The 25,417-nt window shown below is 63.1% G+C and carries 19 protein-coding genes and 1 pseudogene; 10 read left to right on the top strand and 10 right to left on the bottom strand.

Annotation, left to right across the window (positions count from 1 at the left end; all coding sequences use genetic code 11):
• Window positions 1-43: 43 nt before the first annotated feature.
• The 3 genes from RIN61_RS09905 to hutG are packed head-to-tail and all read left to right on the top strand — an operon-like array spanning window position 44 to window position 3,483.
• On the top strand, window positions 44-1,447 hold the full coding sequence (locus RIN61_RS09905) for an amino acid permease (protein WP_182328860.1): 1,404 nt from the start codon (window positions 44-46) through the stop codon (window positions 1,445-1,447).
• 16 nt (window positions 1,448-1,463) lie between these two features.
• Entirely contained in the window at window positions 1,464-2,669 is a 1,206-nt protein-coding gene (gene hutI, locus RIN61_RS09900) for an imidazolonepropionase (RefSeq protein WP_313856962.1), read from the top strand.
• Window positions 2,670-2,679: 10 nt separating this feature from the next.
• Window positions 2,680-3,483, top strand: coding sequence for an N-formylglutamate deformylase (gene hutG / locus RIN61_RS09895; protein ID WP_112249571.1), 804 nt, complete (start codon window positions 2,680-2,682; stop codon window positions 3,481-3,483).
• Window positions 3,484-3,542: 59 nt separating this feature from the next.
• Here the strand turns inward: hutG and RIN61_RS09890 are convergent, their stop codons facing one another.
• Window positions 3,543-9,065, bottom strand: a complete 5,523-nt coding sequence (locus tag RIN61_RS09890; protein ID WP_313856960.1) for a dermonecrotic toxin domain-containing protein — start codon at window positions 9,063-9,065, stop codon at window positions 3,543-3,545.
• A gap of 170 nt (window positions 9,066-9,235) precedes the next feature.
• Between RIN61_RS09890 and pip the strand changes: the two genes are divergently transcribed.
• The 7 genes from pip (at window position 9,236) to RIN61_RS09855 (ending at window position 17,994) form a co-directional block, all read left to right on the top strand.
• Window positions 9,236-10,207 carry a prolyl aminopeptidase gene (pip, locus tag RIN61_RS09885; RefSeq protein WP_112249567.1) on the top strand — a complete coding sequence of 324 codons (972 nt, stop codon included), beginning with the start codon at window positions 9,236-9,238 and terminating at the stop codon, window positions 10,205-10,207.
• Complete coding sequence (dtd, locus tag RIN61_RS09880; protein WP_025340925.1) at window positions 10,204-10,641, top strand: D-aminoacyl-tRNA deacylase; 438 nt, start codon at window positions 10,204-10,206, stop codon at window positions 10,639-10,641. Before pip ends, dtd begins: the two co-directional genes overlap by 4 nt.
• A 323-nt stretch (window positions 10,642-10,964) precedes the next feature.
• Window positions 10,965-12,626 (top strand): glucan biosynthesis protein G, encoded by a 1,662-nt coding sequence (locus RIN61_RS09875; RefSeq protein WP_252378436.1) that lies wholly within the window; start codon window positions 10,965-10,967, stop codon window positions 12,624-12,626.
• The gene (gene mdoH / locus RIN61_RS09870) at window positions 12,619-15,192 is read left to right on the top strand and encodes a glucans biosynthesis glucosyltransferase MdoH (protein WP_215520512.1); all 2,574 of its coding nucleotides are present in this window, start codon (window positions 12,619-12,621) and stop codon (window positions 15,190-15,192) included. The genes RIN61_RS09875 and mdoH overlap by 8 nt, the downstream gene beginning before the upstream one ends.
• 235 nt (window positions 15,193-15,427) lie before the next feature.
• The gene (locus RIN61_RS09865; protein ID WP_024087841.1) at window positions 15,428-16,225 is read left to right on the top strand and encodes a transporter substrate-binding domain-containing protein; all 798 of its coding nucleotides are present in this window, start codon (window positions 15,428-15,430) and stop codon (window positions 16,223-16,225) included.
• 79 nt (window positions 16,226-16,304) lie between these two features.
• Window positions 16,305-17,267 carry an amino acid ABC transporter permease gene (locus RIN61_RS09860; RefSeq protein ID WP_112249560.1) on the top strand — a complete coding sequence of 321 codons (963 nt, stop codon included), beginning with the start codon at window positions 16,305-16,307 and terminating at the stop codon, window positions 17,265-17,267.
• Window positions 17,260-17,994 carry an amino acid ABC transporter ATP-binding protein gene (locus RIN61_RS09855; RefSeq protein ID WP_112249926.1) on the top strand — a complete coding sequence of 245 codons (735 nt, stop codon included), beginning with the start codon at window positions 17,260-17,262 and terminating at the stop codon, window positions 17,992-17,994. The genes RIN61_RS09860 and RIN61_RS09855 overlap by 8 nt, the downstream gene beginning before the upstream one ends.
• A gap of 115 nt (window positions 17,995-18,109) precedes the next feature.
• On the opposite strand, the gene RIN61_RS26935 is transcribed toward RIN61_RS09855, so the two are convergent.
• The 9 genes and pseudogenes from RIN61_RS26935 to hisI all read right to left on the bottom strand — a co-directional run bounded on the left by RIN61_RS26935 (window position 18,110) and on the right by hisI (window position 25,356).
• Window positions 18,110-20,053: a methyl-accepting chemotaxis protein gene (locus RIN61_RS26935; protein WP_112249558.1), complete on the bottom strand. Its 1,944-nt coding sequence runs from the start codon at window positions 20,051-20,053 to the stop codon at window positions 18,110-18,112.
• Between the two features lie 263 nt (window positions 20,054-20,316).
• Window positions 20,317-21,030 carry a methyl-accepting chemotaxis protein gene (locus RIN61_RS26930; RefSeq protein WP_404940928.1) on the bottom strand — a complete coding sequence of 238 codons (714 nt, stop codon included), beginning with the start codon at window positions 21,028-21,030 and terminating at the stop codon, window positions 20,317-20,319.
• Between the two features lie 141 nt (window positions 21,031-21,171).
• Window positions 21,172-22,116, bottom strand: a pseudogene (locus RIN61_RS26925) (methyl-accepting chemotaxis protein); the annotation flags it as partial.
• Between the two features lie 217 nt (window positions 22,117-22,333).
• On the bottom strand, window positions 22,334-23,041 hold the full coding sequence (locus RIN61_RS09840) for a 16S rRNA (uracil(1498)-N(3))-methyltransferase (RefSeq protein WP_215520511.1): 708 nt from the start codon (window positions 23,039-23,041) through the stop codon (window positions 22,334-22,336).
• Window positions 23,038-23,829 carry a twin-arginine translocase subunit TatC gene (tatC, locus tag RIN61_RS09835; RefSeq protein WP_085621727.1) on the bottom strand — a complete coding sequence of 264 codons (792 nt, stop codon included), beginning with the start codon at window positions 23,827-23,829 and terminating at the stop codon, window positions 23,038-23,040. The genes RIN61_RS09840 and tatC overlap by 4 nt, the downstream gene beginning before the upstream one ends.
• Window positions 23,826-24,203, bottom strand: a complete 378-nt coding sequence (gene tatB, locus RIN61_RS09830; protein WP_025340918.1) for a Sec-independent protein translocase protein TatB — start codon at window positions 24,201-24,203, stop codon at window positions 23,826-23,828. The genes tatC and tatB overlap by 4 nt, the downstream gene beginning before the upstream one ends.
• Window positions 24,204-24,206: 3 nt before the next feature.
• Complete coding sequence (locus tag RIN61_RS09825) at window positions 24,207-24,479, bottom strand: twin-arginine translocase TatA/TatE family subunit (RefSeq protein WP_112249552.1); 273 nt, start codon at window positions 24,477-24,479, stop codon at window positions 24,207-24,209.
• A gap of 147 nt (window positions 24,480-24,626) precedes the next feature.
• On the bottom strand, window positions 24,627-24,962 hold the full coding sequence (locus RIN61_RS09820) for a phosphoribosyl-ATP diphosphatase (RefSeq protein WP_013974545.1): 336 nt from the start codon (window positions 24,960-24,962) through the stop codon (window positions 24,627-24,629).
• Window position 24,963: 1 nt separating this feature from the next.
• Window positions 24,964-25,356, bottom strand: a complete 393-nt coding sequence (hisI, locus tag RIN61_RS09815) for a phosphoribosyl-AMP cyclohydrolase (RefSeq protein WP_013974544.1) — start codon at window positions 25,354-25,356, stop codon at window positions 24,964-24,966.
• Between the last annotated feature and the right edge of the window lie 61 nt (window positions 25,357-25,417).

Below are 25,417 nucleotides of genomic sequence, written 5' to 3'. Positions count from 1 at the left end.
CCCCCTCGATCTCACGACCACAAAAACAATTTAAGGACGTGACATGCAACAAGCTCAAGGTCTAAAGCGCGGGCTAAGTGCCCGCCACATCCGTTTCATGGCCCTCGGTTCCGCCATCGGCACCGGGCTGTTCTACGGTTCCGCCTCGGCCATCCAGATGGCCGGCCCGGCTGTGCTGCTGGCCTACCTGATCGGCGGCGCCGCCGTATTCATGGTCATGCGCGCCCTCGGCGAAATGGCTGTGCACAACCCGGTCGCCGGCTCGTTCGGCCACTACGCCAGCACCTACCTCGGCCCCATGGCCGGCTTCATCCTTGGCTGGACCTACGCCTTCGAGATGGTCATCGTCGCCATCGCCGACGTCACCGCCTTCGGTATCTACATGGGCTTCTGGTTCCCGGAAGTGGCCCGCTGGATCTGGGTGCTGGGCATCGTCTTCCTGATCGGCGGCCTCAACCTGTGCAACGTCAAGGTCTTTGGCGAAATGGAATTCTGGCTGTCGCTGCTCAAGGTCGGCGCCATCGTGGCGATGATCCTGGCCGGCCTCGGCATCATGGCCTTCGGCTTCAGCCAGGTAGGCACCGGGCAGGCCGTGGGTGTCAGCAACCTGTTCGACCACGGCGGCTTCATGCCCAATGGCGTGGGTGGCCTGATCGCCTCCTTTGCCGTGGTGATGTTCGCGTTCGGCGGCATCGAGATCATCGGCGTCACCGCCGGTGAGGCCAAGGACCCGCAGCGGGTCATCCCCAAGGCTATCAACGCCGTGCCGTTGCGCATCCTGCTGTTCTACGTGCTCACCCTGTTCGTGCTGATGTGCCTGTTCCCATGGCCGCAGATCGGCAGCCAGGGCAGCCCGTTCGTGCAGATCTTCAGTAACCTGGGCATCGGCTCTGCCGCCGCGGTGCTGAACATCGTGGTGATTTCTGCCGCGATCTCGGCCATCAACAGCGACATCTTCGGCGCCGGCCGCATGATGTACGGCCTGGCCCAGCAAGGCCACGCACCGCGCGGCTTCAGCAAGCTGTCGAAGCACGGCGTGCCGTGGATGACCGTTGTGGTGATGGGTGCTGCGCTGCTGATCGGCGTGCTGCTCAACTACCTGATCCCGGAGAACGTGTTCCTGCTGATCGCTTCGATCGCTACCTTCGCCACCGTGTGGGTGTGGCTGATGATCCTGCTCACCCAAGTGGCCATGCGCCGCAGCATGAGCCGTGAACAAGTGGCCCAGCTACAGTTCCCGGTACCGTTCTGGCCTTACGGCCCGGCCATGGCCATTGCGTTCATGGTGTTCATCTTTGGCGTGCTCGGTTACTTCCCGGATACCCAGGCGGCACTGCTCGTCGGCGTGGTCTGGGTGGTGTTCCTGGTGGCGTCCTACCTGCTGTGGTGCAAGCCGCGCGCAGGGCAGGGCAACCCGGTAGCGGAACCGGCCGAGCTGCACCGCTAAGTACAGGAGTCAATGTATGAGAACCGTCTGGCAGCACTGCCATGTGGCAACCATGGCCGAAGGCCGTTACTCGGCCATCGAGGACGCGGCCATCGTCACCGACGCCGGGCTGATCGAGTGGATCGGCCCACGCGTCGAGCTGGTGTCGGTCGATGCCGAGCGTACGGTGGACCTGGGCGGCGCCTGGGTCACCCCGGGGCTGATCGACTGCCACACCCACGCGGTGTTCGGTGGCAACCGCAGCGGCGAGTTCGAGCAGCGCCTGCAGGGCGTGAGCTATGCCGAAATCGCCGCACAGGGCGGTGGCATCGCCAGCACCGTGCGGGCCACCCGCGCGGCCAGCGAGGACGAGCTGTTCGCCAGTGCTCGCCAGCGGGTCCAGGCGCTGATGCGCGATGGCGTGACCACCATCGAGATCAAGTCCGGCTACGGCCTGGACCTGGCCAACGAGCGCAAGATGCTGCGCGTGGCCCGGCGCCTGGCTGACGAGTTGCCTTTGGCGGTGCGCGCCACCTGCCTGGCAGCCCATGCCTTGCCGCCGGAATACGTCGGCCGGGCTGACGACTACATCGCGCACATCTGCGATGAAATGCTGCCGGCCCTGGCCGCCGAAGGCCTGGTGGACGCAGTGGATGCCTTCTGCGAACACCTGGCGTTCTCCCCGGCCCAGGTCGAGCGGCTGTTCATCAAGGCGCGCGAGCTGGGCCTGCCGGTCAAGTTGCACGCCGAACAGTTGTCGTCGCTGCACGGTTCCAGCCTGGCGGCGCGCTACCAGGCGCTTTCGGCTGACCATCTGGAATTCATGACCGAGGAAGACGCCATTGCCATGGCAAAAACCGGCACGGTCGCCGTGCTGCTGCCGGGCGCGTTCTACTTCCTGCGCGAAACCCAGCTGCCGCCGATGGACGCTTTGCGCCGCCACGGCGTGAAGATTGCCCTGGCCAGCGACCTCAACCCCGGCACCTCGCCAGGGTTGTCGTTGCGGCTGATGCTGAACATGGGCTGCACCTGCTTCCGCATGACCCCGGAAGAAGCCCTGGCCGGCGTCACCGTGCACGCCGCCACGGCGCTGGGCCTGGGCGACAGCCACGGCTCGCTGGAAGTGGGCAAGGTCGCCGACTTCGTCGCCTGGCAGATCGAACGCCCCGCCGACCTGGCCTACTGGCTGGGCGGCGACCTGCCCAAGCGCGTGGTGCGCAAGGGTCACGAGATTTCCAACTGAGTGAGGCACGATGGACAAGGTACTGAGTTTTCACCAGGGGCGCCTGCCGCTGCTGATCAGCATGCCCCATGCCGGCCTGCAACTGTCGCCGGCGGTACGAGACGGCTTGGTCGACCAGGCGCGCAGCCTCCCGGACACCGACTGGCATATACCACGGCTGTATGACTTTGCCCGTGACATGGGCGCCAGCGTGGTGGCGGCGGAGTATTCGCGCTTCGTCATCGACCTGAACCGGCCGGATGACGACAAGCCGCTGTACGTTGGTGCCACCACTGGCCTGTACCCGGCCACGCTGTTCGATGGCGAGCCATTGTTCAAGGACGGGCTGGTGCCGACAGGCGAGGAGCGCAAGCAGTATCTGGAGCAGATCTGGCGCCCCTACCACGACACGATTCGTCGCGAGCTGGCGCGGCTGCGCGAGCAGTTCGGCTACGCCCTGCTGTGGGACGCCCATTCGATCCGTTCACTGATCCCGCACCTGTTCGACGGCAAGCTACCGGATTTCAACCTGGGTACCTTCAACGGCGCCAGTTGCGACCCGGCTCTGGCCGAACGGCTGAAAGAGGTGTGCGCCCAGGCCCAAGGCTACAGCCATGTGCTCAATGGCCGCTTCAAGGGCGGGCATATCACCCGGCATTACGGCGATCCGGCCAATCACATCCATGCGGTGCAGCTGGAGCTGGCGCAGAGCACTTACATGGAAGAAGCCGAGCCGTTCGCTTACCGCGAAGACCTGGCACGGCCGACACAGGAGGTGTTGAAGCAGCTTCTGCAGGCAGTGCTGGACTGGGGCAAGGCGCATTACGGGCGGTGAAGTTCGCCAGTAAGAATGGCGACGCGATGCAGGCCATGCGCGTCGCCAGTCACTACGGGTCAGTTGTTGTTGATCTGCTTGATGGTAAGTTCGCGCAGTAGCTCCTTCTCTTCCTGGTCCTTGTCATCTTGCAGGCCTTGCTGCAAGTTCAACTCGTCCTGAAGCGAGTGGTCCTTGCTGGCCAGCTCGAGTACCCGCAGGCGGAAACGTGCGTCTATTTCGGCGAAGCGGTCGGCACACTCGGCGCGCAGGCGCGTGGTCCAGTCCGTATTCGCCAGCATGTAGTCGACCAGTGCATCGCTCAGTTCACTTTTGCGGACCTTTTCCAACACACTGGATAGCTCATCGCGCGCCAGGTTCGCAGCACCTCGAAAACGCATGCTGTCGGCGATCGGCAGGTCCAGTTCCCTGGCCAGTTCCCGGCGGTAGGCCAGGCGTACCGAGACCAGGTCACCCGAGCCGGTCCGTTGGTTGGCCAGCAGCTCCAGCTGTTCGATCCGGAAAAGCTGCAACAGGCGACGACGCAGTGCTTGCAGGGAATCGCCGGCGTCGACCAACAGGCGTTGGCTCATCAGGTACAGTTCAATATTGTTGAACTCCTGCAGCGCTCCGTCATGGCAGGTCTGCGAGCCGGTTACCGGGTCTGGCAATGCCGCTGCGGCGATGCTCTCCATGATCGGGCGTTCGGTTTCGTTGCTTGCAGCCACCACCAGCATCAAGCGCACCCGTTCGCAGAAGGTGGCTCGCGTATTCGGGTCAACGTATGGGGCGGCATTGTGCAAACGGCCCGCCAGACGCAACAGATCACTGCCTTCGAGCCGTTCCCAGCAGTCCTGCAATGCGGCATTCTGTGCTTCGCTACCCAGCATCCAGTCCTCCAGCCTGGGCGTATCATCGCCCAGCAGTGGGAAGTGAGGGTGGTCGAGAGATCCTTCGCTGGAAGAGTCGAAGAACATCAGGTCGTCGGGGATATCCAGGGCAAAGGAATAGCTGTGCTGGCTGTCCGAGAACGTGCGTACCCGCAGGATGGTTTCAAGAGGCAGCGGGTTGTCGAACAAGGCGATCGACGAGATTGGCATGGGATTGTTCAGGTTCGTCAGGATGTGCTCGGGCAACTGGGTGATGTTGTTCGAGCTCAGGTCCAGAAGTTCCAGTGGCAGCAAACTGTCACACCAGCTGGGCCAGGCTTGCAGGTTCATGTTGGTCAATGCGAGTGACTGCAGGTTGCCGGCCAGCGATGCGGGCACATGGTCGATGCTGCCTGCCCGGTTGCCCGACAGGTCCAGCGAGGTCAGGTTTCGCAGCCCTGCGAAAATGTCCATCATGGCCTGGTCGACCTCCAGACCCATGTTGCGAAACTCCAGGTAGGTGAGTTGGGGAAGGCGAGCCAGGGCGGATGCCAGCGAGGGCATGGCGGCCTGGTGTGCATCGATGGTCAGCCGGCTGATGTTAGGGAACCGGCTGAGTAGTTCATCGAGCTGTGAGGTGCTGCCTCGCAACCGCGTCAGGCTGAGTGCACGTACGCGGGCGCCGAAGAACGCTGGAAGCCGCCTGGGGAAATGCTCGATGGCCACGTCCTCGAGTTGCAGGCGCAGGTATGACTGGCCCTGCTCCTGTTGTTCCCAGAATTGATCGATTGCTGACGCGATACGTTGCCTGTCCGCCAGTGCGGCCTGGGTCAATGGGTTGCTCGAACTGGATGCCTGGGCCCAGCCATCGATCGCATCGCGCATCTGCCGTCGCTCATCGCGAATGCGTGCTAGCTGTTCGGAAAGTGCTGCTGGCTGGTCCGTGGTGATACCCGAGGTGTCGACGTGCTCGTTCAGCAACAAGCGCTGCAGGTGGGATTCATTGATACTGTTGCCTTCCAGCGAGATCACCGGTGGCGTGGTCAGCATGTCCGCTTCATGAAGCAGGAACGTGGGCAACGACCTGAGATTGTTGTGGCGCAATGACAGGTGGGCAATGCGCGCCAAGGCGTCGCTGCCAATCCCGATCGGCCATTGGGCCAATTGCATCTGGTCCAGGCCCAGGTAATCCAGGGTCAATTCATGGAAGCTTGGCCTGTTGCTCTGCGCCAGCCGGTTACCACTCAGGTCGAGGTATCTCAATTGGCGAAGCCCTGACAGCAGGTTCAGGTCGCTTTCGGAGAGCGTCATGTTCTGGTTGGTGAGCACCAGTCGTTGCAACGCTGGCAGGCACTCGGTGATGGTGGGCACGCTGAACAGGAAGGGCGAGGGTGTTGCCCTGGGGTCAAACGGACGGCTGATTTCCAGCGACTCGATCTGCGGCATCTGCCTGAGCAGGCGTTGCAGCAGGCGCTCGTTTTGCGCCCAGCCCGCCAAGGACCCTGACGGTAAGTCGATCAGGCTCAGGCTGCGCACGCGTGCGTTGAAAAAAGCGGGCAAGGTGAGGGGCACGTCGGCAAGGGGGACGCGGGCGATACGCAGTTCGGTGGTGGGCCCGGTGCTGTCCAGCGCAGTGTCGTACCAATGTTGCATGATCGAGTCACGCAGGCTGTCGTAGTCCTGTGCTGCCTGGTCGCTTGCCGGCGAAATGGCTTCGCTCCAATCGTCCAGGCTGCTTTGCAGCTCGTTGCGCTGCTCCAGTAGTGTCTGCAAATGTTCGAATATCTGCAGTTGCGTACGGCCGCGGCTGGCAAGTGCCAGCAGAACCTGATCCGCCGAGCGGCCGGTGCGTTCGGCGAGCCCTGTGGCTTCGATAGCTTCGAACAGCTGCTGGCGGGTGATGCCATGGGTGGCCGGGCCGCCGCCACTGAGTGGGTAGCCCAGGCGGCCATCAGCCAGGCGCATGGGAGAACGGTAGCCTGGGCGTACGGGCTGCATGCCCAGCAGCACCCTCAAGGCCGGGCGAGGCAGCAACGGGCTTTCCTGTACAAGGCGCTGCAGCGCTTGCTGATCGGCGACGTCCATGCTTGCCATGGCCGCTGGCAGTGCCTCGTACAATGCAGCGTAAAGGCTTGAATACACCTTGACCGCCGCGCTGGGCAGGCTTTCGTCGTGGACGATGTACCCTGCCTGGGCATGGGTGATGGTCTTGAATGGGCGGGTGTCCAGTGTGCCTATGGCATGATCCTGGGTCGGCCAGGACATGCGCTGGAGCAGCCGGAGCCTGGTCTGTGCAGGCCAGCCTGGCAAGCGTTCGAGCGTATGCACGATCAACAGGTCGCTATCCCAGTTCGGCACGCTGGACAGGTACAGCCCTTCGCAGGCGTGTGCAAGGCGAATTTGTTGCTGGTAGATGCGGGCCTCTTCGGCAAGGCGCAGTGGTACCTTGCCGTTGTCGAGTATCTGCAGTTCGTTGGCACTGGCCTCGCGCGCCAGCTCATTGGCGACTGCTGACGGCAATTTCGGATACGCCCTCTGGATGGCCTCGGCGCCCGGCGCCAGGTCGCGCGAAAGGCCGGCGTAGGCCCTGGCAAACTCAGCGGGCCGAGTGCTCTCGTCCGCCAGCTGGCGGACCGTTTCGTCCAGCTTGAAACGTTGCAGGGTGTCTTCCAGCAAGGCCGGCAGCCGCTGGCTTTCGGCCAGGGCGCGGCGCAGCTCGTCTTCGTGTACGCCGCTGACGGCGATAATCCGTTGCAGCGTCGGCTCGTCGAAGTGCCCACTCAAGTGGCCGATGCGGCGCAGGAGTGTCATGCCCGACCAACTCAGTGGCTTATCGGTAACGTGCAACCATGCTCCGGCACCGTTGTGCCGCACTGGCGGCTGGTAACGGCGAGGACTTGCAGGGTGTTGCAAACGATATTCACCAGTCGTTGGCGCTTGGCTGACGATGTACTGATTGCCCTGCAGTACCAGCCAGCGTTTGCCTTGGTGATGCCGTAGGCCCAGTTCGTCCGGTACCAGGTCATGGGGCAGTGTCTCGAAGCTCTGGTAGGGCGTGAGGTCGGTTTTCCACAGCCGCATCTGACCATCGGATGTTTCCACGTCTTCCAGTTCTTCGATGAATGAAGGCGTTTCTACAGGAATACGGGCTATCCCTGGTTCCTCGTCCTCTGGCTCTTCTACCGCCGGACCTTCCGAAGGCGTGCCGGTTTCGCTGCCCTGCGAGCCTCTCAATGCTTTGGCTGCTGCGCTGAGGGCGGCCATGACGGCCACGTTTTCGATCACATCGACCAGATAGCCATAGGCAGTATCACGCTCGTCGTTTTCCCAGGCGTCGATCCCTTCATACACCTCATGGGCCAGCTGGGCCAGGCAAACGGCAAGCATTGCCTCGCCAAGCCCCGGCACGAAGAAGCCGGCGATGTTCAAGGCCGTAAGCACACGGCCGGCGATCAGTTCCCGGTGGGCTTGCGTGGTGCGCCGGTCGACGATTTCGGTGGGAGTGGCGTGGAACAGCACATCCTTTTCATGACGCTGGGCCTTCTGGAAAGCCATCACGCCTTGGAAGGCGTAACTGAAAGGCTTCATGACCGGATACAGGGTGGCGTGCGGGTCCGGAACACGTTCATGCAAGCCGCGGACACTCCAGGCGAGGGGCATGAGCCGGTCCTTCAGGCGGGTGGTTATCCGCGCCTTGTCGCGGTCGGCGAGGTGGCTGTCCAGGTAGCCGATATCGGCCTGGAGCCTGTCGCGCAATTCGTCGTGCATGGCTTGCTGGCTGGTGAACTCCTTGAGGGGCGTGGTGCTGTCTTCAGGGATGTACAGCGCCACGGCCTGATGCCCTTCAGCTTGCAGGGTAATGAGCACAACGCCGGTCAGCTCGGCTTCCCACAACTCGAGCAAGCTGAATGTCATCGGCGAAGAGGGCGATGGCGCCTGGTCAAGTGGTGTGGCGAGAGCGGCGGAATATAGCGTTTCGCTGATATCACCCTTGAGGCGGGCGAAATGCAGGGATTGCCGGAATGCCGAGACCTCGGCACGCCCCAAGATTTCATAAACGGCCAGTGCGGCTTCATCGGCGCCGAGTGACGGCGTGGCCACCGGGTAGTAGATGGCATGTACCTGTTCGTGATACTTGCCGCCGATATCCAGCGTGCGACACAAGTCGGCGAAGTCTTCGGCGGCGATACCCAGTGCATTGATGATCGGCACGGTGCCCATGAAGCGCCGGTGATCGACGATGACCGACCTCTTGAGCAGGGAGGCGGGCGCGTCCATGCCGTGTTCGGCAGCGGCGGCCTGGTCGAAGTTGTGCAAGGCGCAGTGCAGCAGCGAACGTGTAGCCCGGTCGACGGCCTGGCGGCTGTCGATGGCGTCGGTCGTTTCGATCAGGCGGGCATCGACGAGGTAGGTGTTGCGCACATCCAGGTCAAACCTGAATCGCTGCTGGATGGCTTCGGTGAGTGCCTTGGCGGCGTAGGTTTCCAGGGTCGGAAGCTGTTCGAACAGCTTGTGCACCTGCACCTGGTGCTCGCGGTGGCGTGCGTGCTCTTCCTGCCATGCCTTGGCGACTTCCGGTTGTTGCTGGAGTGCCGTCACCAGCCAGGCAGGGGGTTGATGCCAGTTGCGCATCGCAAGTCGGGTTTCTGGTGGAGCCTGCTTGAGCCAGGTGGGGATTCTGCGCTCGATGGTGGCGTAATGAACACTAGGCACGGCAGTGACTGCAGTTGGCATGGCGAGGCCCTTGCTTGATTTGGGGCGAGGGACTATCGCGGGCCTGCCTGAACTGCTGGAGGTAGATATATGTGCCCTTGAGGTGCGGCGGCATCAGCGCGGGCAGTGCTCAAAGCGCAATTCAGGTTTATGATGGCCCACGGCCGAATAATCCTCACACGGAGTGCGCAATGCAGACCCTGTACCCGCAGATCAAACCCTACGCCCGGCACGATCTGGCCGTGGAAGCGCCGCATGTGCTGTATGTCGACGAAAGCGGCTCGCCAGAAGGTCTGCCGGTGGTATTCATCCACGGCGGCCCGGGCGCCGGTTGTGACGCCCAGAGCCGCTGCTACTTCGACCCGACCCTGTACCGCATCATCACCTTCGACCAGCGCGGCTGTGGCCGCTCCACGCCGCACGCGAGCCTGGAAAACAACACCACCTGGCACCTGGTCGAGGACCTTGAGCGCATCCGCGAGCACCTTGGCATCGACAAGTGGGTGCTGTTCGGCGGCTCGTGGGGCTCCACCCTGGCCCTGTCCTACGCCCAGACCCACCCCGAGCGGGTGCATGGCCTGATCCTGCGCGGCATCTTCCTGTGCAGGCCCCAGGAAATCCAATGGTTCTACCAGGAAGGCGCCAGCCGCCTGTTCCCCGATTACTGGCAGGACTACATCGCGCCAATCCCGCCGGAGGAGCGCGGTGACCTGGTCACGGCCTTCCACAAGCGCCTGACCGGCAACGACCAGATCGCCCAGATGCACGCGGCCAAGGCCTGGTCTACCTGGGAAGGCCGTACCGCCACCCTGCGTCCCAACCCGCTGGTGGTCGATCGCTTCTCCGAGCCGCAGCGTGCACTGTCGATCGCCCGTATCGAATGCCACTACTTCATGAACAACGCCTTCCTCGAGCCGGACCAGCTGATCCGCGATCTGCCGAAAATCGCCCACCTGCCGGCCGTGATCGTGCATGGCCGCTATGATGTGATCTGCCCGCTGGACAACGCCTGGGCGCTGCACCAGGCCTGGCCGAACAGCGAACTGAAGGTGATCCGTGACGCTGGCCACGCGGCCTCCGAGCCGGGCATCACCGATGCCCTGGTGCGTGCCGCCGACCAGATGGCCCGGCGCCTGCTCGACCTGCCCCTGGAAGAAGCATGAGGGGCCTGCTGCAGCGCGTGCGTGGTGCGCGGGTGGAAGTAGCGGGGGAGGTGGTAGGTGCCATCGACCAGGGTTTGCTGGTGCTGGTGGCTGTCGAGCCTGAAGACTCCCGTGAGCAGGCCGACAAACTGTTGCACAAGCTGTTGAACTACCGGGTGTTCAGCGACGAGCAGGGCAAGATGAACCTGTCGCTCAAGGATGTGGGGGGAGGTTTGTTGCTGGTGTCGCAGTTCACCCTGGCGGCAGACACCCGCAACGGCATGCGCCCGAGCTTCTCGACGGCAGCGCCACCGGCCCTCGGCGCCGAGTTGTTCGACTATCTTTTGCAGCAGGCGAAGGCCCGGCACGCCGATGTGGCAAGCGGGCAATTCGGCGCAGACATGCAGGTGCACCTGGTCAATGATGGCCCCGTAACATTTATGTTACAAATGTGAGTGTAAAAAACCCCTTGTTCACAGGAAAACAAGGGGTTTTGTACGATAAATAGTTGTTCCAGCCTGATGCGTTGTCACGCGACCTGCTGGATAATCGCGCGCTGCATGGACCTGCGTTCGCAGGTTCGTTTCACTCTGACTCGAGCATTGTCTGGATCCGTTTGGGGAATCATTACGCCCTCACGGGGTCCGAACAGTGCTCGCCAACCCGGCATTTGTCGCTGGCCGTTGGTTTCATGATCTGTTTTCGGCGAGGGTTGCTCGTGATTGTTAGTCCCCAAAAAGCATCAAGAATCCCCGGTACCGGGCTGCGCAAGGCCCTGATGGCCAGTGTGGCACTGGTCGGCCTGATGAGCGCGGGCCAGCTGTGGGCATTCAATCTTGACGATGTTGCAGCCAAGGCAAAGGATCTGGCCGGCCAGAAGTACGAAGCACCGAAAAGCAACCTGCCGGCCGTATTCCGCGACATGAAGTTCGCGGACTACCAGAAGATTCATTTCCTGCAGGAAAAGGCCGAGTGGGCCAAGGACAAGACCCCGTTCAAGCTGTCGTTCTATCACCAGGGCATGCACTTCGACACCCCGGTGAAGATCAACCAGGTCACCGCCACCAAGGTCGAGGAAATCAAGTACGACCCGAACCGTTTCGAGTTCGGTGACGTGCCACACGACCCGGAAACCACCAAGAATCTGGGTTACGCCGGTTTCCGCGTGTTGTACCCGATCAACAAGGCCGACAAGCAGGACGAGATCATGACCCTGCTTGGCGCCAGCTACTTCCGCGTGGTCGGCAAGGGCCACGTGTACGGCCTGTCGGCCCGTGGCCTGGCCATCGACACCGCACTGCCGTCGGGCGAGGAGTTCCCGCGCTTCACCGAGTTCTGGGTCGAGAAGCCCAAGCCGGCCGACAAGCACCTGGTGATCTACGCCCTGCTGGACTCGCCACGCTCCACCGGTGCCTACAAGCTGATCCTGCGCCCAGGCAACGACACCGTGGTCGACGTGCAGTCCCGCGTGTTCCTGCGTGACCATGTCAGCCGCCTGGGCATTGCCCCGCTGACCAGCATGTACCTGTTCGGCCCCAACCAGCCGTCCAAGGTCCTCAACTACCGCCCGGCCCTGCACGACTCCGAAGGCCTGTCGATCCATGCCGGCAACGGCGAATGGCTGTGGCGCCCGCTGAACAACCCGAAACACCTGGCCGTGAGCAACTTCAGCGTCGAGAACCCGCGTGGTTTCGGCCTGATGCAGCGCCAGCGCGCCTTCAGCGACTACGAAGACCTCGACGACAACTACCAGAAGCGCCCAAGCGCCTGGATCGAGCCGAAGGGTGACTGGGGCAAGGGCACCGTCGACCTGGTCGAAATCCCGACTGCCGACGAGACCAACGACAACATCGTGGCCTTCTGGAGCCCGGAGAAGCTGCCTGAGCCAGGCAAGCCATTCGAGTACGCCTACCGCCTGCACTGGACCATCGACGAGCCGAAGTTCCAGGCTTCCGAGCTGGGCTGGGTCAAGCAGACCCTGCGTTCCACCGGCGACGTCAAGCAGTCCAACCTGATCCGCCAGCCAGACGGCAGCGTGGCCTTCCTGGTCGACTTCGCCGGCCCGGCGCTGGCCGCCCTGCCGGAAGACACCGCCGTGCGCAGCCAGATCAGCGTGGGCGACAACGCCGAGGTGGTCGAGAACAACCTGCGCTATAACCCTGAGACCAAGGGCTGGCGCCTGACCCTGCGTTTGAAGGTCAAGGAAGCCAACAAATCGACCGAAATGCGTGCCGCGCTGGTGCGTGACGTGCCGGTCGAAGCCGCCAAGCCTGCCAAGGACGCCAAGCAGGACAAGGCTGCTGCCAAGCAAGCCAAGGCCGAGAAAGCTGCCAAGGCCGAACAACCTGCCGCCGATGCGGCGCCCACCAACGGGACCCCGGCCACCACCGAGAAGGTGCTGACCGAGACCTGGAGCTATCAGTTGCCTGCCGATGAGTAACTCAAGCGCAAGGCCGGAATCGCTTCGCGAGTACCTGGCCCACCTACCACTGAGCGACGAGCAACGGGCGGAACTCGCCAGCTGCACGTCATTCAGTGAGCTGCACCAACGCCTGGCGGCCAACCCGGCCGCCAGCTCTGCCGAGGCCGTGCAGGCCTCGGTGGGCCCGCGCCTGACCGTAGGCAGCGCCGCCGAGCTGGAAGACGCCGAAATGCTTGGTGTCGACGGCAGCGGCCGCCTGTGCCTGAAGATCGCTCCGCCGATCAAGCGCACCAAGGTCGTGCCCGAGCCATGGCGTACCAACGTGCTGATCCGCATGTGGCGGCGCATGACCGGCCGCACCAACGCCCCGCAGCCGCCCAAGCGCGAGCTGCCGCCAGCCCGCTGGCGTACGGTCGGCTCGATCCGCCGTTACATCCTGCTGGCGCTGATGATCGGCCAGACCATCGTTGCCGGCTGGTACATGAAGGGCATCCTGCCGTACCAGGGCTGGTCGTTCGTGGACTTTGACGAAGTCGTCAACCAGCCGCTGTGGGACACCGTGGTACAGGTTTGGCCGTATGCCTTGCAGACGTCCATCCTGGTTCTCTTCGGCATCCTGTTCTGCTGGGTATCGGCGGGCTTCTGGACCGCGCTGATGGGCTTCCTCGAGCTGCTCACCGGGCGTGACAAGTACAAGATTTCGGGTAGCAGTGCAGGCAACGAGCCGATCGCGCCCGAGGCGCGTACCGCGCTGGTGATGCCGATCTGCAACGAAGACGTGCCGCGCGTGTTCGCCGGCCTGCGCGCAACGTTCGAGTCGGTGGCCGCCAGCGGCAACCTCGATCGCTTCGACTTCTTCGTGCTCAGCGACACCAACGACACCGACATCGCCGTGGCCGAGCAACAGGCCTGGCTGGACGTGTGCCGCGAAACCAAAGGCTTCGGCCGTATCTTCTACCGCCGCCGTCGGCGCCGGGTGAAGCGCAAGAGCGGCAACCTCGACGACTTCTGCCGTCGTTGGGGCGGCGAATACAAGTACATGGTCGTGCTCGACGCCGACAGCGTCATGAGCGGCGAGTGCCTGAGCAGCCTGGTGCGCCTGATGGAGGCCAACCCGGACGCCGGCATCATCCAGACCGGGCCGAAGGCCTCGGGCATGGACACCCTGTATGCGCGCCTGCAGCAGTTCGCCACCCGCGTGTACGGCCCGCTGTTCACCGCCGGCCTGCACTTCTGGCAGCTGGGCGAGTCGCACTACTGGGGCCACAACGCGATCATCCGCATGAAGCCGTTCATCGAGCACTGCGCCCTGGCGCCATTGCCGGGCAAGGGTGCGTTCGCCGGTGCAATCCTCTCCCACGACTTCGTCGAAGCCGCGCTGATGCGCCGTGCCGGCTGGGGCGTGTGGATCGCCTACGACCTGCCGGGCAGCTATGAAGAACTGCCGCCGAACCTGCTCGACGAGCTCAAGCGCGACCGCCGCTGGTGCCATGGCAACCTGATGAACTTCCGCCTGTTCCTGGTCAAGGGCATGCACCCGGTGCACCGCGCGGTGTTCCTGACCGGGGTGATGTCGTACCTGTCGGCGCCGCTGTGGTTCCTGTTCCTGGTGCTGTCGACCGCGCTGCTGGCGACCAACACGCTGATGGAGCCGCAGTACTTCATCGAGCCGTACCAGCTCTACCCGCTGTGGCCGCAGTGGCACCCGGAGAAAGCCGTGGCGCTGTTCTCGACCACCATCGTGCTGCTGTTCCTGCCCAAGCTGCTCAGCGTCATCCTGATCTGGGCCAAGGGCGCGACCGAGTTTGGCGGGCGCATCAAGGTCACCCTGTCGATGCTGATGGAGATGCTGTTCTCCATGCTGCTGGCACCGGTGCGCATGATCTTCCACACCCGCTTCGTGCTGGCCGCGTTCCTCGGCTGGGCCGCGACCTGGAACTCGCCGCAGCGTGACGACGACTCCACGCCGTGGAGCGAAGCGGTGCGCCGCCACGGCCCGCAGACCCTGCTGGGCATTGCCTGGGCGGCGCTGGTGGCCTGGCTGAACCCGAGCTTCCTGTGGTGGCTGGCGCCAATCGTTGGTTCGCTGGTGCTGTCGATCCCGGTTTCGGTGATCTCCAGCCGTACCCGCCTGGGCCTGGCGGCCAAGGACGAGAAGCTGTTCCTCATCCCCGAGGAATACGCCACTCCGCAGGAGCTGCTGGCCACCGACCAGTACACCCACGAAAACCGCTGGCATGCCCTGCATGACGGCTTCGTGCGGGCTGTGGTCGACCCGCGGCAGAACGCCCTGGCCTGCGCCATGGCCACTGCCCGTCATGGTCAGGCGGCGCCGATCGAGGCACTGCGCGTCGAGCGCGTGGCCAAGGCGATGGAGGTCGGGCCGCAAGGGCTGGACCTCAATACCCGCCTGGCCCTGCTCAGCGACCCGGTGGCGCTGACCCGCCTGCACGAGCAGGTCTGGGCCGAGCACAATGCGGAATGGATCAACGTGTGGCGCGCATCGATCAAGAACGACCCGCATTCGCCGCTGTTGCCGTTGCACCCGGAGAACGAGGCCCAGCCTTCCCTGGTTGGTGCCTGACAGGGCCTATTCGCGGGTAAACCCGCTCCCACAGGGTTATTCACAGTCCCTGTGGGAGCGGGTTCACCCGCGAAGCTTTTAGGGCCTTGCCTAGATTTTGGCCAACAAAGTCCCCCCCGGCTCTAGGTCCCCGGGCCGCCATGCGTTAGCATCCCTCCCCGATATGACGCATCGGCCGCCACGGCCATGCCAACAATAAGATTCGCTACTTTTCTTGCTAGGGGACTTGGTGATGATCAAGAAATACCTTTCGCGACTGCTGGTCGGTGTCACCGCCCTGGTCGCCGTGACGGCGGCCCAGGCGGGCGCGATCGATGACGCGGTCAAGCGCGGCACCCTGCGGGTGGGCATGGACCCTACCTACATGCCGTTCCAGATGACCAACAAGCGCGGCGAGATCATCGGCTTCGAAGTCGATATCCTCAAAGCCATGGCCAAGTCCATGGGCGTCAAGTTCGAGCCGGTATCCACGGCCTATGACGGCATCATCCCGGCCCTGCTGACCGACAAGTTCGACATGATCGGCAGCGGCATGACCCTGACCCAGGAACGCAACCTGCGCCTGAACTTCAGCGAACCCTTCATCGTGGTTGGCCAGACCCTGCTGATCCGCAAGGAACTGGCGGGCGAGATCAAGTCGTACAAGGACCTGAACAACGAGAAGTACCGCATCACCTCCAAGCTCGGCACCACCGGCGAAATGGTTTCCAAGAAGCTGATCGCCAAGGCCAAGTACCACGGCTACGACAACGAGCAGGAAGCGGTGATGGACGTGGTCAACGGCAAGGCTGACGCCTTCGTCTATGACGCACCGTACAACGTGGTGGCAGTGGACAAGGCCGGTGCCGGCAAGCTGTTGTTCCTCGAAGAACCCTTCACCTACGAGCCGCTGGCCTTTGGCCTGAAGAAGGGCGACTACGACAGCATCAACTTCATCAACAACTTCCTGCACCAGATCAAGCATGACGGGACCTACGATCGTATTCACGACAAGTGGTTCAAGAACAAGGACTGGCTGAAGGAAATGGAATAAGGCCCAGGCCACAAGCCCGGCTTTATGACCTCGACGCGCAGGCAAACCCTGCGCGTTCGCATTTACGGAAGTACCCCACGTGATCAAACACAAGAAAGCCCAGTGGCCCTGGCACGGTTTGACTGCCCTGGTCCTGGTGGGCCTGGCATTCAGCCTGTACATGGCCACCTCGATGATTTCCTACGAGTGGCGCTGGAACCGCGTACCGCAGTACTTCGCCTACAAGGCCGAGGAAGCACAACGTGCAGCCGGTTACGGTACCGTGCAGGAGATCGTCATCTCTGGCGACAATGCCCGTGTCACGCTGAAAGATGAAAATGGTGCCGAGCAGGTGCTCGATGTGGCCAAGGACAGCCTGCAGCTGTCCCGTGGCGATGATGTGTCCGAAGGCGACCAGATTGGCGTCACCCGCCACTGGGCGGCTGGCCCGCTGGCCTGGGGCCTGTGGACAACGCTTTGGATTTCCGTGGTATCCGGTGCCCTGGGCCTGTTGATCGGCCTGTTCGCGGGTCTCTGCCGACTGTCCAGCAACCCAACGCTGCATGACCTTTCGACGGTGTATGTCGAACTGGTGCGCGGTACACCGCTGCTGGTGCAGATATTCATCTTCTACTTCTTCATCGGTACCGTGCTCAACCTGTCCCGCGAGTTTGCCGGGGTGGCTGCACTGGCGCTGTTCACCGGTGCCTACGTGGCTGAAATCGTTCGTGCCGGCGTGCAATCCATCGCCAAGGGCCAGAACGAAGCGGCCCGCTCGCTGGGCCTGAACGCTGGCCAGTCTATGCGCCACGTTATCCTTCCGCAGGCCTTCAAGCGTGTGCTGCCGCCTTTGGCCGGCCAGTTCATCAGCCTGGTCAAGGATACCTCGCTGGTCTCGGTGATCGCCATCACCGAACTGACCAAGAGCGGCCGCGAGGCCATTACCACATCGTTCTCGACCTTCGAGATCTGGTTCTGCGTGGCAGGCCTGTACCTGCTGATCAACCTGCCGCTGTCGCACCTGGCCAGCCGGCTCGAGCGGAGGCTTGCGCAAAGTGATTGAAGTCCGTGACCTGCTGAAAGTCTTCGACACCCGTGGCCACGTGGTACGGGCCGTGGATAACGTCACCACCCAGGTCGCCAAGGGCGAGGTGGTGGTGGTGCTCGGCCCGTCGGGCTCGGGCAAGTCGACCTTCCTGCGCTGCCTGAACGGCCTGGAGCATTTCGACGAAGGCCATGTGGCCATCAACGGGTTGCAACTGGCCGACCCGAAGACCGACATCAACGCCTACCGCCGCGAAGTCGGCATGGTGTTCCAGCACTTCAACCTGTTCCCGCACATGACCGTGCTGGAGAACCTGTGCCTGGCGCAGAAGGTGGTGCGCAAGCGTAACAAGGCTGACCGCGAAGCCAAGGCCCGGGCGCTGCTGGAGAAGGTAGGCATTGCGCAGAAGGCCAACGAATACCCATCGCGCCTGTCTGGTGGCCAGCAGCAGCGGGTTGCGATCGCCCGTGCCTTGGCCATGGACCCGAAAGTGATGCTGTTCGACGAACCGACCTCGGCGCTTGACCCGGAAATGGTCGGCGAGGTGCTGGACGTGATGAAGACCCTGGCTCAGGAAGGCATGACCATGGTCTGCGTTACCCACGAAATGGGCTTTGCCCGCGAAGTGGCGGACCGCGTGCTGTTCTTCGACCATGGCAAGTTGCTGGAAGATTCGGCGCCGGCCGCGTTCTTCGCCTCGCCGAAGGACCCGCGCGCGCAGGCATTCCTGCGCCAGGTGCTGTAGTCGCTGGGGGCGCTTTGCGCCCCTTTCGCGACACAAGGCCGCTCCTACAGGGGAATGCAATCTCTTGTAGGAGCGGCCTTGTGTCGCGATGGGCTGCAAAGCAGCCCCAAGAATTTCAGATGTTGAACCGCCCGACCATCCCCCGCAACTGCTGGCCCAGCTGCTCCAGTTCCCCACTCGAAGCCGCCGTCTGCTCACTGGCCGCACTGGTCTGATCCGAAACATCGCGCACATTCAGCACACTGCGGTTGATCTGTTCGGCCACCACGCTCTGTTCTTCGCTGGCGGTCGCAATCTGCTGGTTCATGCCCTGGATGCTCGACACCGTGTCGGTGATCTGGCTCAACGCATGCCCGGCCTTGCGGCTCAGCTCCACGCTCTGCTCGGTCAGGTTCTTGCTGTTGTCCAGCAGGCGGGTCACTTCGTCGGTGCCGTTGTGCAGGCTGTCGATCAGTTGGCCAATTTCCTCGGTGGCCGTCGAGGTGCGCTGGGCCAGGCCGCGTACCTCATCGGCCACCACGGCAAAGCCACGCCCGGCTTCGCCCGCCCGCGCCGCTTCGATCGCCGCGTTCAGGGCCAGCAGGTTGGTCTGCTCGGACACTGACTTGATTACATCGAGGATGCTGCCAATGCGCTGGCTCTCGCCCGCCAGGTGCTGCATGGCGGCCAGACAATGGTCCATCTGCCCGGCAAGCTGTTCGATACGGCCGATAGCTTCGGCCACCACCTGGTCGCCGACCTGTGCCTGCTGGTCGGCGTTGGTCGCTGCCAGCGAGGCCTGTTCAGCGTTCTGCGCCACTTCCTGCACGGTGGCGCTCATCTGGTTCATGGCCGTGGCCACCTGGTCGGTTTCCTCGCGCTGCTGGTTGATGCGCAGCTTGGTGTCTTCGCTGCTGGCCGCCAGTTGCGTGGCGGCCTGTGACAGGCTGCCGACGCCCTGGTCGATGCCACCGATCAGCTCGCGCAGGCTCAAGGTCATTTCGCGCATGCTGGCTTGCAACTGGCCCATCTCGTCGCGGCGTAGCACCGGTTCGACCTGGCTCAGATCGCCCTTGGCAATGCGTGCGGCCACGGCCAGGGTCTGGCGCAAAGGCTGGGTAATCTGCAGGGTGATCAGCCAACCGGCGACGACGCCTACGACCAGCGCCAGCAGGGCTACAGTGGTCAGCACCGAGCGGGCCTCAAGGGCTTCCCTGTCACGCTGCTCGATCTTGCGTTTGCCCAGTTCCAGGCTTACCGCGCGCAGCTCGTTGCCCATGTTCTCCATGTTGTCTTGCAGCTGTTCCACACGCACCGCAGCCCGGCGATAGTCATCCAGGCTGGCGCGGTACTTGGCCAGCTGCTCCCCGGGTTGCTGAGTGAGTGAACGGGGCAAGCCAAGTGGCGCAAGGCCTTTGAGCAGTTGCGCAAGGCTGCTGTCGGCAGCATCCAGGGAGCTGTCGCCGACCTTGGCGAAGCTTTCCACAGGGGAGAAGGTATAGGCCGGAACCAGAATCTGCTGGTTGGCACCGTCGACATGTCGGCTCAGCGTGTCCATCAGCCCCAGCACACCGCCTTGCTGGCTGTCGGCAGGCATCCTCAGCAAGGCCTGGGTCTGGAGATCATCGATCACTTCGCTGAGCTTCTGCTCCTGGGCCTGCATGGCCTGGCGCAGGGCGATACGTTTGGCGACAGTATTCTCCAGCTCGCTGAAATCGCCGCGCAGGCGCTGCAGCAGCTCCAGCTTTTCAGTCAGCATCTGCCGCGACTCATCCACACTGCTACGTTGTTGCAAGGTGGTCAGCATGCTGTTGAGCTGGTCGAGAATGTTGGCTATCCGCGTTCTGCTGGCGTTGTCGTTGAGGACGCGGTACGTGATGCGCTCTGCGCGCAAGTCCTTGGTCAGGTCGTTGATCAGGCCGATTTCGCTGAGTTGCTGCGAGCGGACAATGGCGTCATCCAGTGCACGCCAACCACTGACGGTGGTTGCCAAGGTAAGTAGCAGGACCACGGCAAAGCCGAGGGCGAGCTTGGCGCCGACACTGATGTTGCCGAGCTTGCGGTTGAGGTAGCCGAGCATGAGGAATCTCCGTGCGATTGGGGGCTAGGATGCAGGCACATTGCTGGCATCACACCTTTGCCAATCGGCAGCGGAGCTGTAGGACTTGACCTGATAATCAGGTAGGAAATTTCACTTCAATAGGTAGGAATATTCCGCCTGCGTCGGCCTCTTCGCGGGTAAACCCGCTCCCACAGGTACTACACAGACATTGAGAACTGTGCGGTACTTGTGGGAGCGGGTTTACCCGCGAAGAGGCCAGTACAGGCGACCTACACATCAACCTAGAGCCTGAACCGCCCCACCAACCCTTGCAAATGGGTACCCAACCGCGCCAGCTCCACACTGGAGCTGGCCGTTTCTTCACTGGCCGCCGAGGTCTGGTCAGAAATATCCCGCACGTTCATCACGCTGCGGTTGATCTCTTCAGCTACTGCGGTCTGCTCTTCCGCAGCGGTGGCAATCTGCTGGTTCATGGCCTGGATCGACGACACGGTCCGGGTAATGGTCTCCAGGGAGCTGCCAGCGCGGCGGGTCAGTTCGACGCTGCTATCGGTCAACTGGCGGCTGCTATCCATCACGCTGGCCACGCGCTGGGTGCCGCTCTGCAGGCCGGCAATCAACTCTTCGATCTCTTCGGTCGATTGCTGGGTGCGCTGCGCCAGGCTGCGCACCTCATCAGCCACCACGGCAAAGCCACGCCCGGCCTCGCCGGCACGGGCCGCCTCGATCGCCGCGTTGAGGGCCAACAGGTTGGTTTGCTGGGCCACCGACTTGATCACATCGAGCACGCTGCCGATCTTGTCGCTTTCGGCCTTGAGCTGGTTCATCGCTTCGCTGGAGTTGACTACTTCGCCGGCCAGGCGCTCGATCTGCGCCACCGCCTCGCCGACCACACGATCGCCTTCGCGGGCTTGCTGATCGGCCATCAACGCAGCTTCCGAGGCCTGCTCGGCATTGCGCGCCACCTCATGCACGGTGGCGGTCATCTGGTTCATGGCGGTCGCCACCTGATCAGTCTCGACCTTCTGGTTGTTGACCCCGGCACTGGTCTGCTCGGTCACCGCCGACAGCTCCTCGGCAGCGCTGGCGATCTGCGTGACACCATCACCGATGCCGCTGATCAGTTCGCGCAGGCCCTGAGTCATGCGGTGCATGCTGGCTTGCAACTGGCCCAGTTCGTCGCGGCGTTGTGCCTGCAGATCCAGGGACAGGTCGCCACTGGCCACGCGTTCGGCGGCGCGCAAGGTCTGGCGCAGCGGGATGATGATCTGCCGGGTGATGACCCAGGCCGCCAGCAGGCCGAGGGCCAGGGCCAGCACGGTGGCCACGGCGAGCACGGTCTTGGCCTGGGCCGCACCGGCATCGCGCACGGCGGTTTGCGATGTGGTCATGGCCTGGCTGGTCTGCAGCAGAACCGTGCCGTGCTCGACCATGCTCTGCAGGGCCTGTTCACTGGCGACCTGTGCACTGCCGTATTGGGTGACCGCGTCGCGGTAGCCCCCCAGGGCGGTGGTGGCATCGTCCAGGCTGGCAGCGTGCTCCGCTGGCACTTTGGCCGGTAGCGCGCGCAGTTCGGCCAAGGCCTGGTCGATGGCCTTGAGGGCCGTTTGCTGGTAGTCGGCGTTGCCGCTGTAGGTGTACCCGCGTACCTGGAAGCGTGCCTGTTGCAACAGGGCGCTGACTTCCACTGCGTGCTGGTATTGGCTGATATCGCCACCCTGCAGCAGGCCGCGTTGCACCCGGCCAATCAGCTCCGCAGCCTTGTCGGCAGTGTCGCCAAGCACAGCGCGGCTGGCCTCGCGGCGCTGGCCGGCCTGTTTCAGTTCGTTGAATGCCTGCTGGTAGCCACGCACGGCCTCGCGCTGCTGCTCCAGGCGCTGGCGGTCAGCGGGTTGCTCTATCTGCCCGAGCATAAGCTGCACTTGGCTGTCGAGGTTGCCCAGGGCCTTTTCCAGCTCTGCCACCGAAGCATCGTCAGGCTGGCGCTGGTAATGCTGGCGGGCGATGCGCAGTTCCTGGGTGTACTGCTGGATGACAGAGATGTTTCCCAGCTTGTCGCCACGGTCGATGATGCTGTCCATGCCGTGCCAGCCGGCCAGGGTGATGGCCAGGGTCAGCAGCAGCACGAGGCCGAAGCCCAGCCCCAGTTTGCGATTGACGCTCACATTGCCCAATGATTGGGCGAACCATTGATACATGTACGACTCCCCGGCGGCTTGGCAGCACCATTAATTGTTGTGTTGCCAAGACAATCGGCCTGGGGAAGGGAAACTTTATGGGTAAAAGCTGACTTACGTGTCAGAAAATCCGCGAGAGCAGTGCTGTCACAGCAGTCTCGACCCGCAGGATGCGGTCGCCCAGCTGGACCGGAGCCAGGCCTGCCTTGCCCAGCAGGTCCACCTCGTAGGGGATCCAGCCGCCCTCCGGGCCGATGGCCAGGGTCACGGGCTGCTCCACGGCGCGCGGGCAGGCGGGGTAGGGGCCGGGGTGGCCGACCAGGCCCAGGGTGCCTGCGGCGATGGCCGGCAGGCGGTCTTCGACGAACGGCTTGAAGCGCTTCTCGATGATTACTTCGGGCAGCACGGTGTCGCGCGCTTGTTCCAGGCCAAGGATGAGGTTTTCGCGAATGCTTTCCGGTTGCAGGAAGGGTGTTTGCCAGAAGCTTTTCTCGACCTTGTAGCTGTTCAGCAGGATCAGCCGCGGCACGCCGAGGGTAGCCACGGTCTGGAACAGCCGGCGCAGCATTTTCGGCCGAGGTACGGCGAGCACCAGGGTCAGCGGCAGCTTGGCCGGTGGCTGCTGGTCAAAGACGACTTCCAGTTCGGCTTCGTGCTTTTCCAGGCGCAGCACCGTGGCCTTGCCCATCAGGCCGTTGATACGGCCCACGCGCAAATTGTCGCCCACCGCCACACGGTGGATGTCCTGCATGTGGGTGAAACGCCGGTCTGCGAGAACGACGCGGTTGGCCGAGACGAAGTCGGCCTCTTCAAGGAGCAACAGGTTCACGGTTGGGTCGCTGGTGGCTGGTCGTTATGGTCGTTGGCGGCGCTATCGTCGGCTTCGCTGCGTTTGCGGATCAGGCTGCCGCACAGCACGCCGATCTCGAACAGCAGCCACATGGGTACGGCCAGCAGGGTCTGGGAGAAGATGTCCGGTGGGGTAAGGACCATGCCGACCACGAAGCAGCCGATGATCACGTAGGGGCGAATCTTCTTGAGGTACTTCACATCGACCACGCCGATCCATACCAGCAGCACCACCGCCACCGGTATTTCGAAGGCCACGCCAAAGGCGAAGAACAGCGTCATCACGAAGTCGAGGTAGCTGGCGATGTCGGTCATCATCGACACGCCTTCCGGCGTGGCGCTGGCGAAGAAGCCGAAGATCAGCGGGAACACCAGGAAGTAGGCGAAGGCCATGCCGGCGTAGAACAGGAAGATGCTCGACACCAGTAGCGGAATGGCGATGCGCTTTTCATGACGGTAGAGCCCGGGTGCGATGAAACCCCAGATCTGCTGCAGGATGAACGGGATCGCCAGGAACAGCGAGACGATCATGGTCAGCTTGAAGGGCGTGAGGAACGGTGATGCCACATCGGTGGCGATCATCGTGGCATTGGCCGGCAAGTGCTCGCGTAGCGGTGCGGAGACCAGGGTGTAGATCTGCTGGGCGAAGGAGAACAGCCCGGCAAAGATCAGGAAAATGACGGCAACGCAGCGCAGCAGGCGGGTGCGCAGTTCGGTCAGGTGCGAAACCAGCGGCATAGGCTGGTCATGTTCCGGATTTTCGCTCATGGGGCTCGCGGCGGTTGAGGCGGTTCAGAAGGCGTGGCCGGGGTGGCAGCGGTCTCGACCGGCCTGGCTTCGAGCCCGGCGGGCGGCTGCACGGTGGCGGTGGTGACAGGCGGCTGCGCCGGTGGCGTCATCGGGTTGAGGATGCGCTTGGCTTCCTCTTCCATCTGCAGAATGTGCTCATTGTGCAGCTGGCGGCGGATTTCGTCCGCGCCGATCTCGCGCTCCACTTCCATCTTGATGCTGTTGAAACTGCGCTTGAGCCGGCCGATCCACAGGCCTGCCGTGCGCGCGGCACCGGGCAGGCGCTCGGGGCCGAGCACCAGCAGGGCGACCAGGCCGACGAGCAGCAGCTCGCTGAAACTGATGCCGAACATTAGTCAGTCTTTCCGCTGCGGCTCTTGGACCGACTGGGCCTGGCCTTCGATGGTGTGGCCCTGGTTCTGCTGGGCAGTGTTCTGCACCGGTGGAACGGGCTGGGCAGGCGGCGGAGTCTGCTCGGCCGGCTTGTTCTCTTCGTCGCTCATGGCCTTGCGGAAGCCTTTGATCGACTCGCCCAGGTCGCTGCCGAAGTTCTTCAGCTTCTTGGTGCCGAACACCAGGACCACGACGACCAGCAGGACGATCCAGTGTTTCCAGTCAAAGATACCCATTTCGTACTCCTGAAATTTACAGGTACAGCGAATTTTTTCGGCAGCGCGGCCCCTGTGGGAGCGGGTTTACCCGCGAACACCGGCGAAGCCGGTGCCACCGCGTTGCATTCTTCGCGGGTGAACCCGCTCCCACAGGGGGAAAATACATCAGGCCGACGGTTGGCGTGCGGCCTTCTCATCATGCCCGGACAAACCGAAGCGACGTTCCAGCTCATCGAGCACGGCTTGCGGATGCTGGCCCAGCGCACTGAGCATTACCAGGCTATGAAACCACAGGTCGGCGGTTTCGTAGATGACATCGCTGTAATCCTTGCTGACCGCAGCGTCCTTGGCGGCAATGATCGTCTCGACCGACTCTTCGCCAAGCTTTTCGAGGATCTTGTTCAGGCCCTTGTGGTACAGGCTGGCAACGTAGGAGCTGTCGGGGGCCGCTTGCTTGCGTTCTTCAAGCACTTCGGCCAGGCGGTTGAGGGTGTCGCTCATGTCAGTGTCCTGCGCTGTAGATGGCATCCGGGTCTTTCAGGACCGGGTCGACGGTTTTCCACTGGCCGTCTTCGAAGACGCGGTAGAAGCAGCTTTCACGGCCGGTATGGCAGGCAATATGGCCCAGTTGCTCGACCATCAGGATGATCACATCGGCATCGCAGTCCAGGCGCATTTCATGCAGCTTCTGCACATGCCCGGATTCCTCGCCCTTGCGCCACAGCTTGCCACGCGAACGCGACCAGTAGATGGCGCGTTGCTCGGCGGCGGTCAGGGCCAGCGATTCGCGGTTCATCCAGGCCATCATCAGCACGCGTCCGGTCTTGTGGTCCTGGGCGATAGCCGGTACCAGGCCCTCGCTGTTCCACTTGATCTCGTCCAGCCAGTCTTTCATCGTCGACTCCAAAGCGGGCCCGCTCCTGTGCCGGGCCCTTTGCGCTAGTGTGCCAGCCATG

It is taken from the genome of Pseudomonas inefficax (assembly GCF_032164165.1).
GTDB lineage: Bacteria > Pseudomonadota > Gammaproteobacteria > Pseudomonadales > Pseudomonadaceae > Aquipseudomonas > Aquipseudomonas inefficax.
This window is presented reverse-complemented; position numbering and strand designations above follow the sequence as displayed.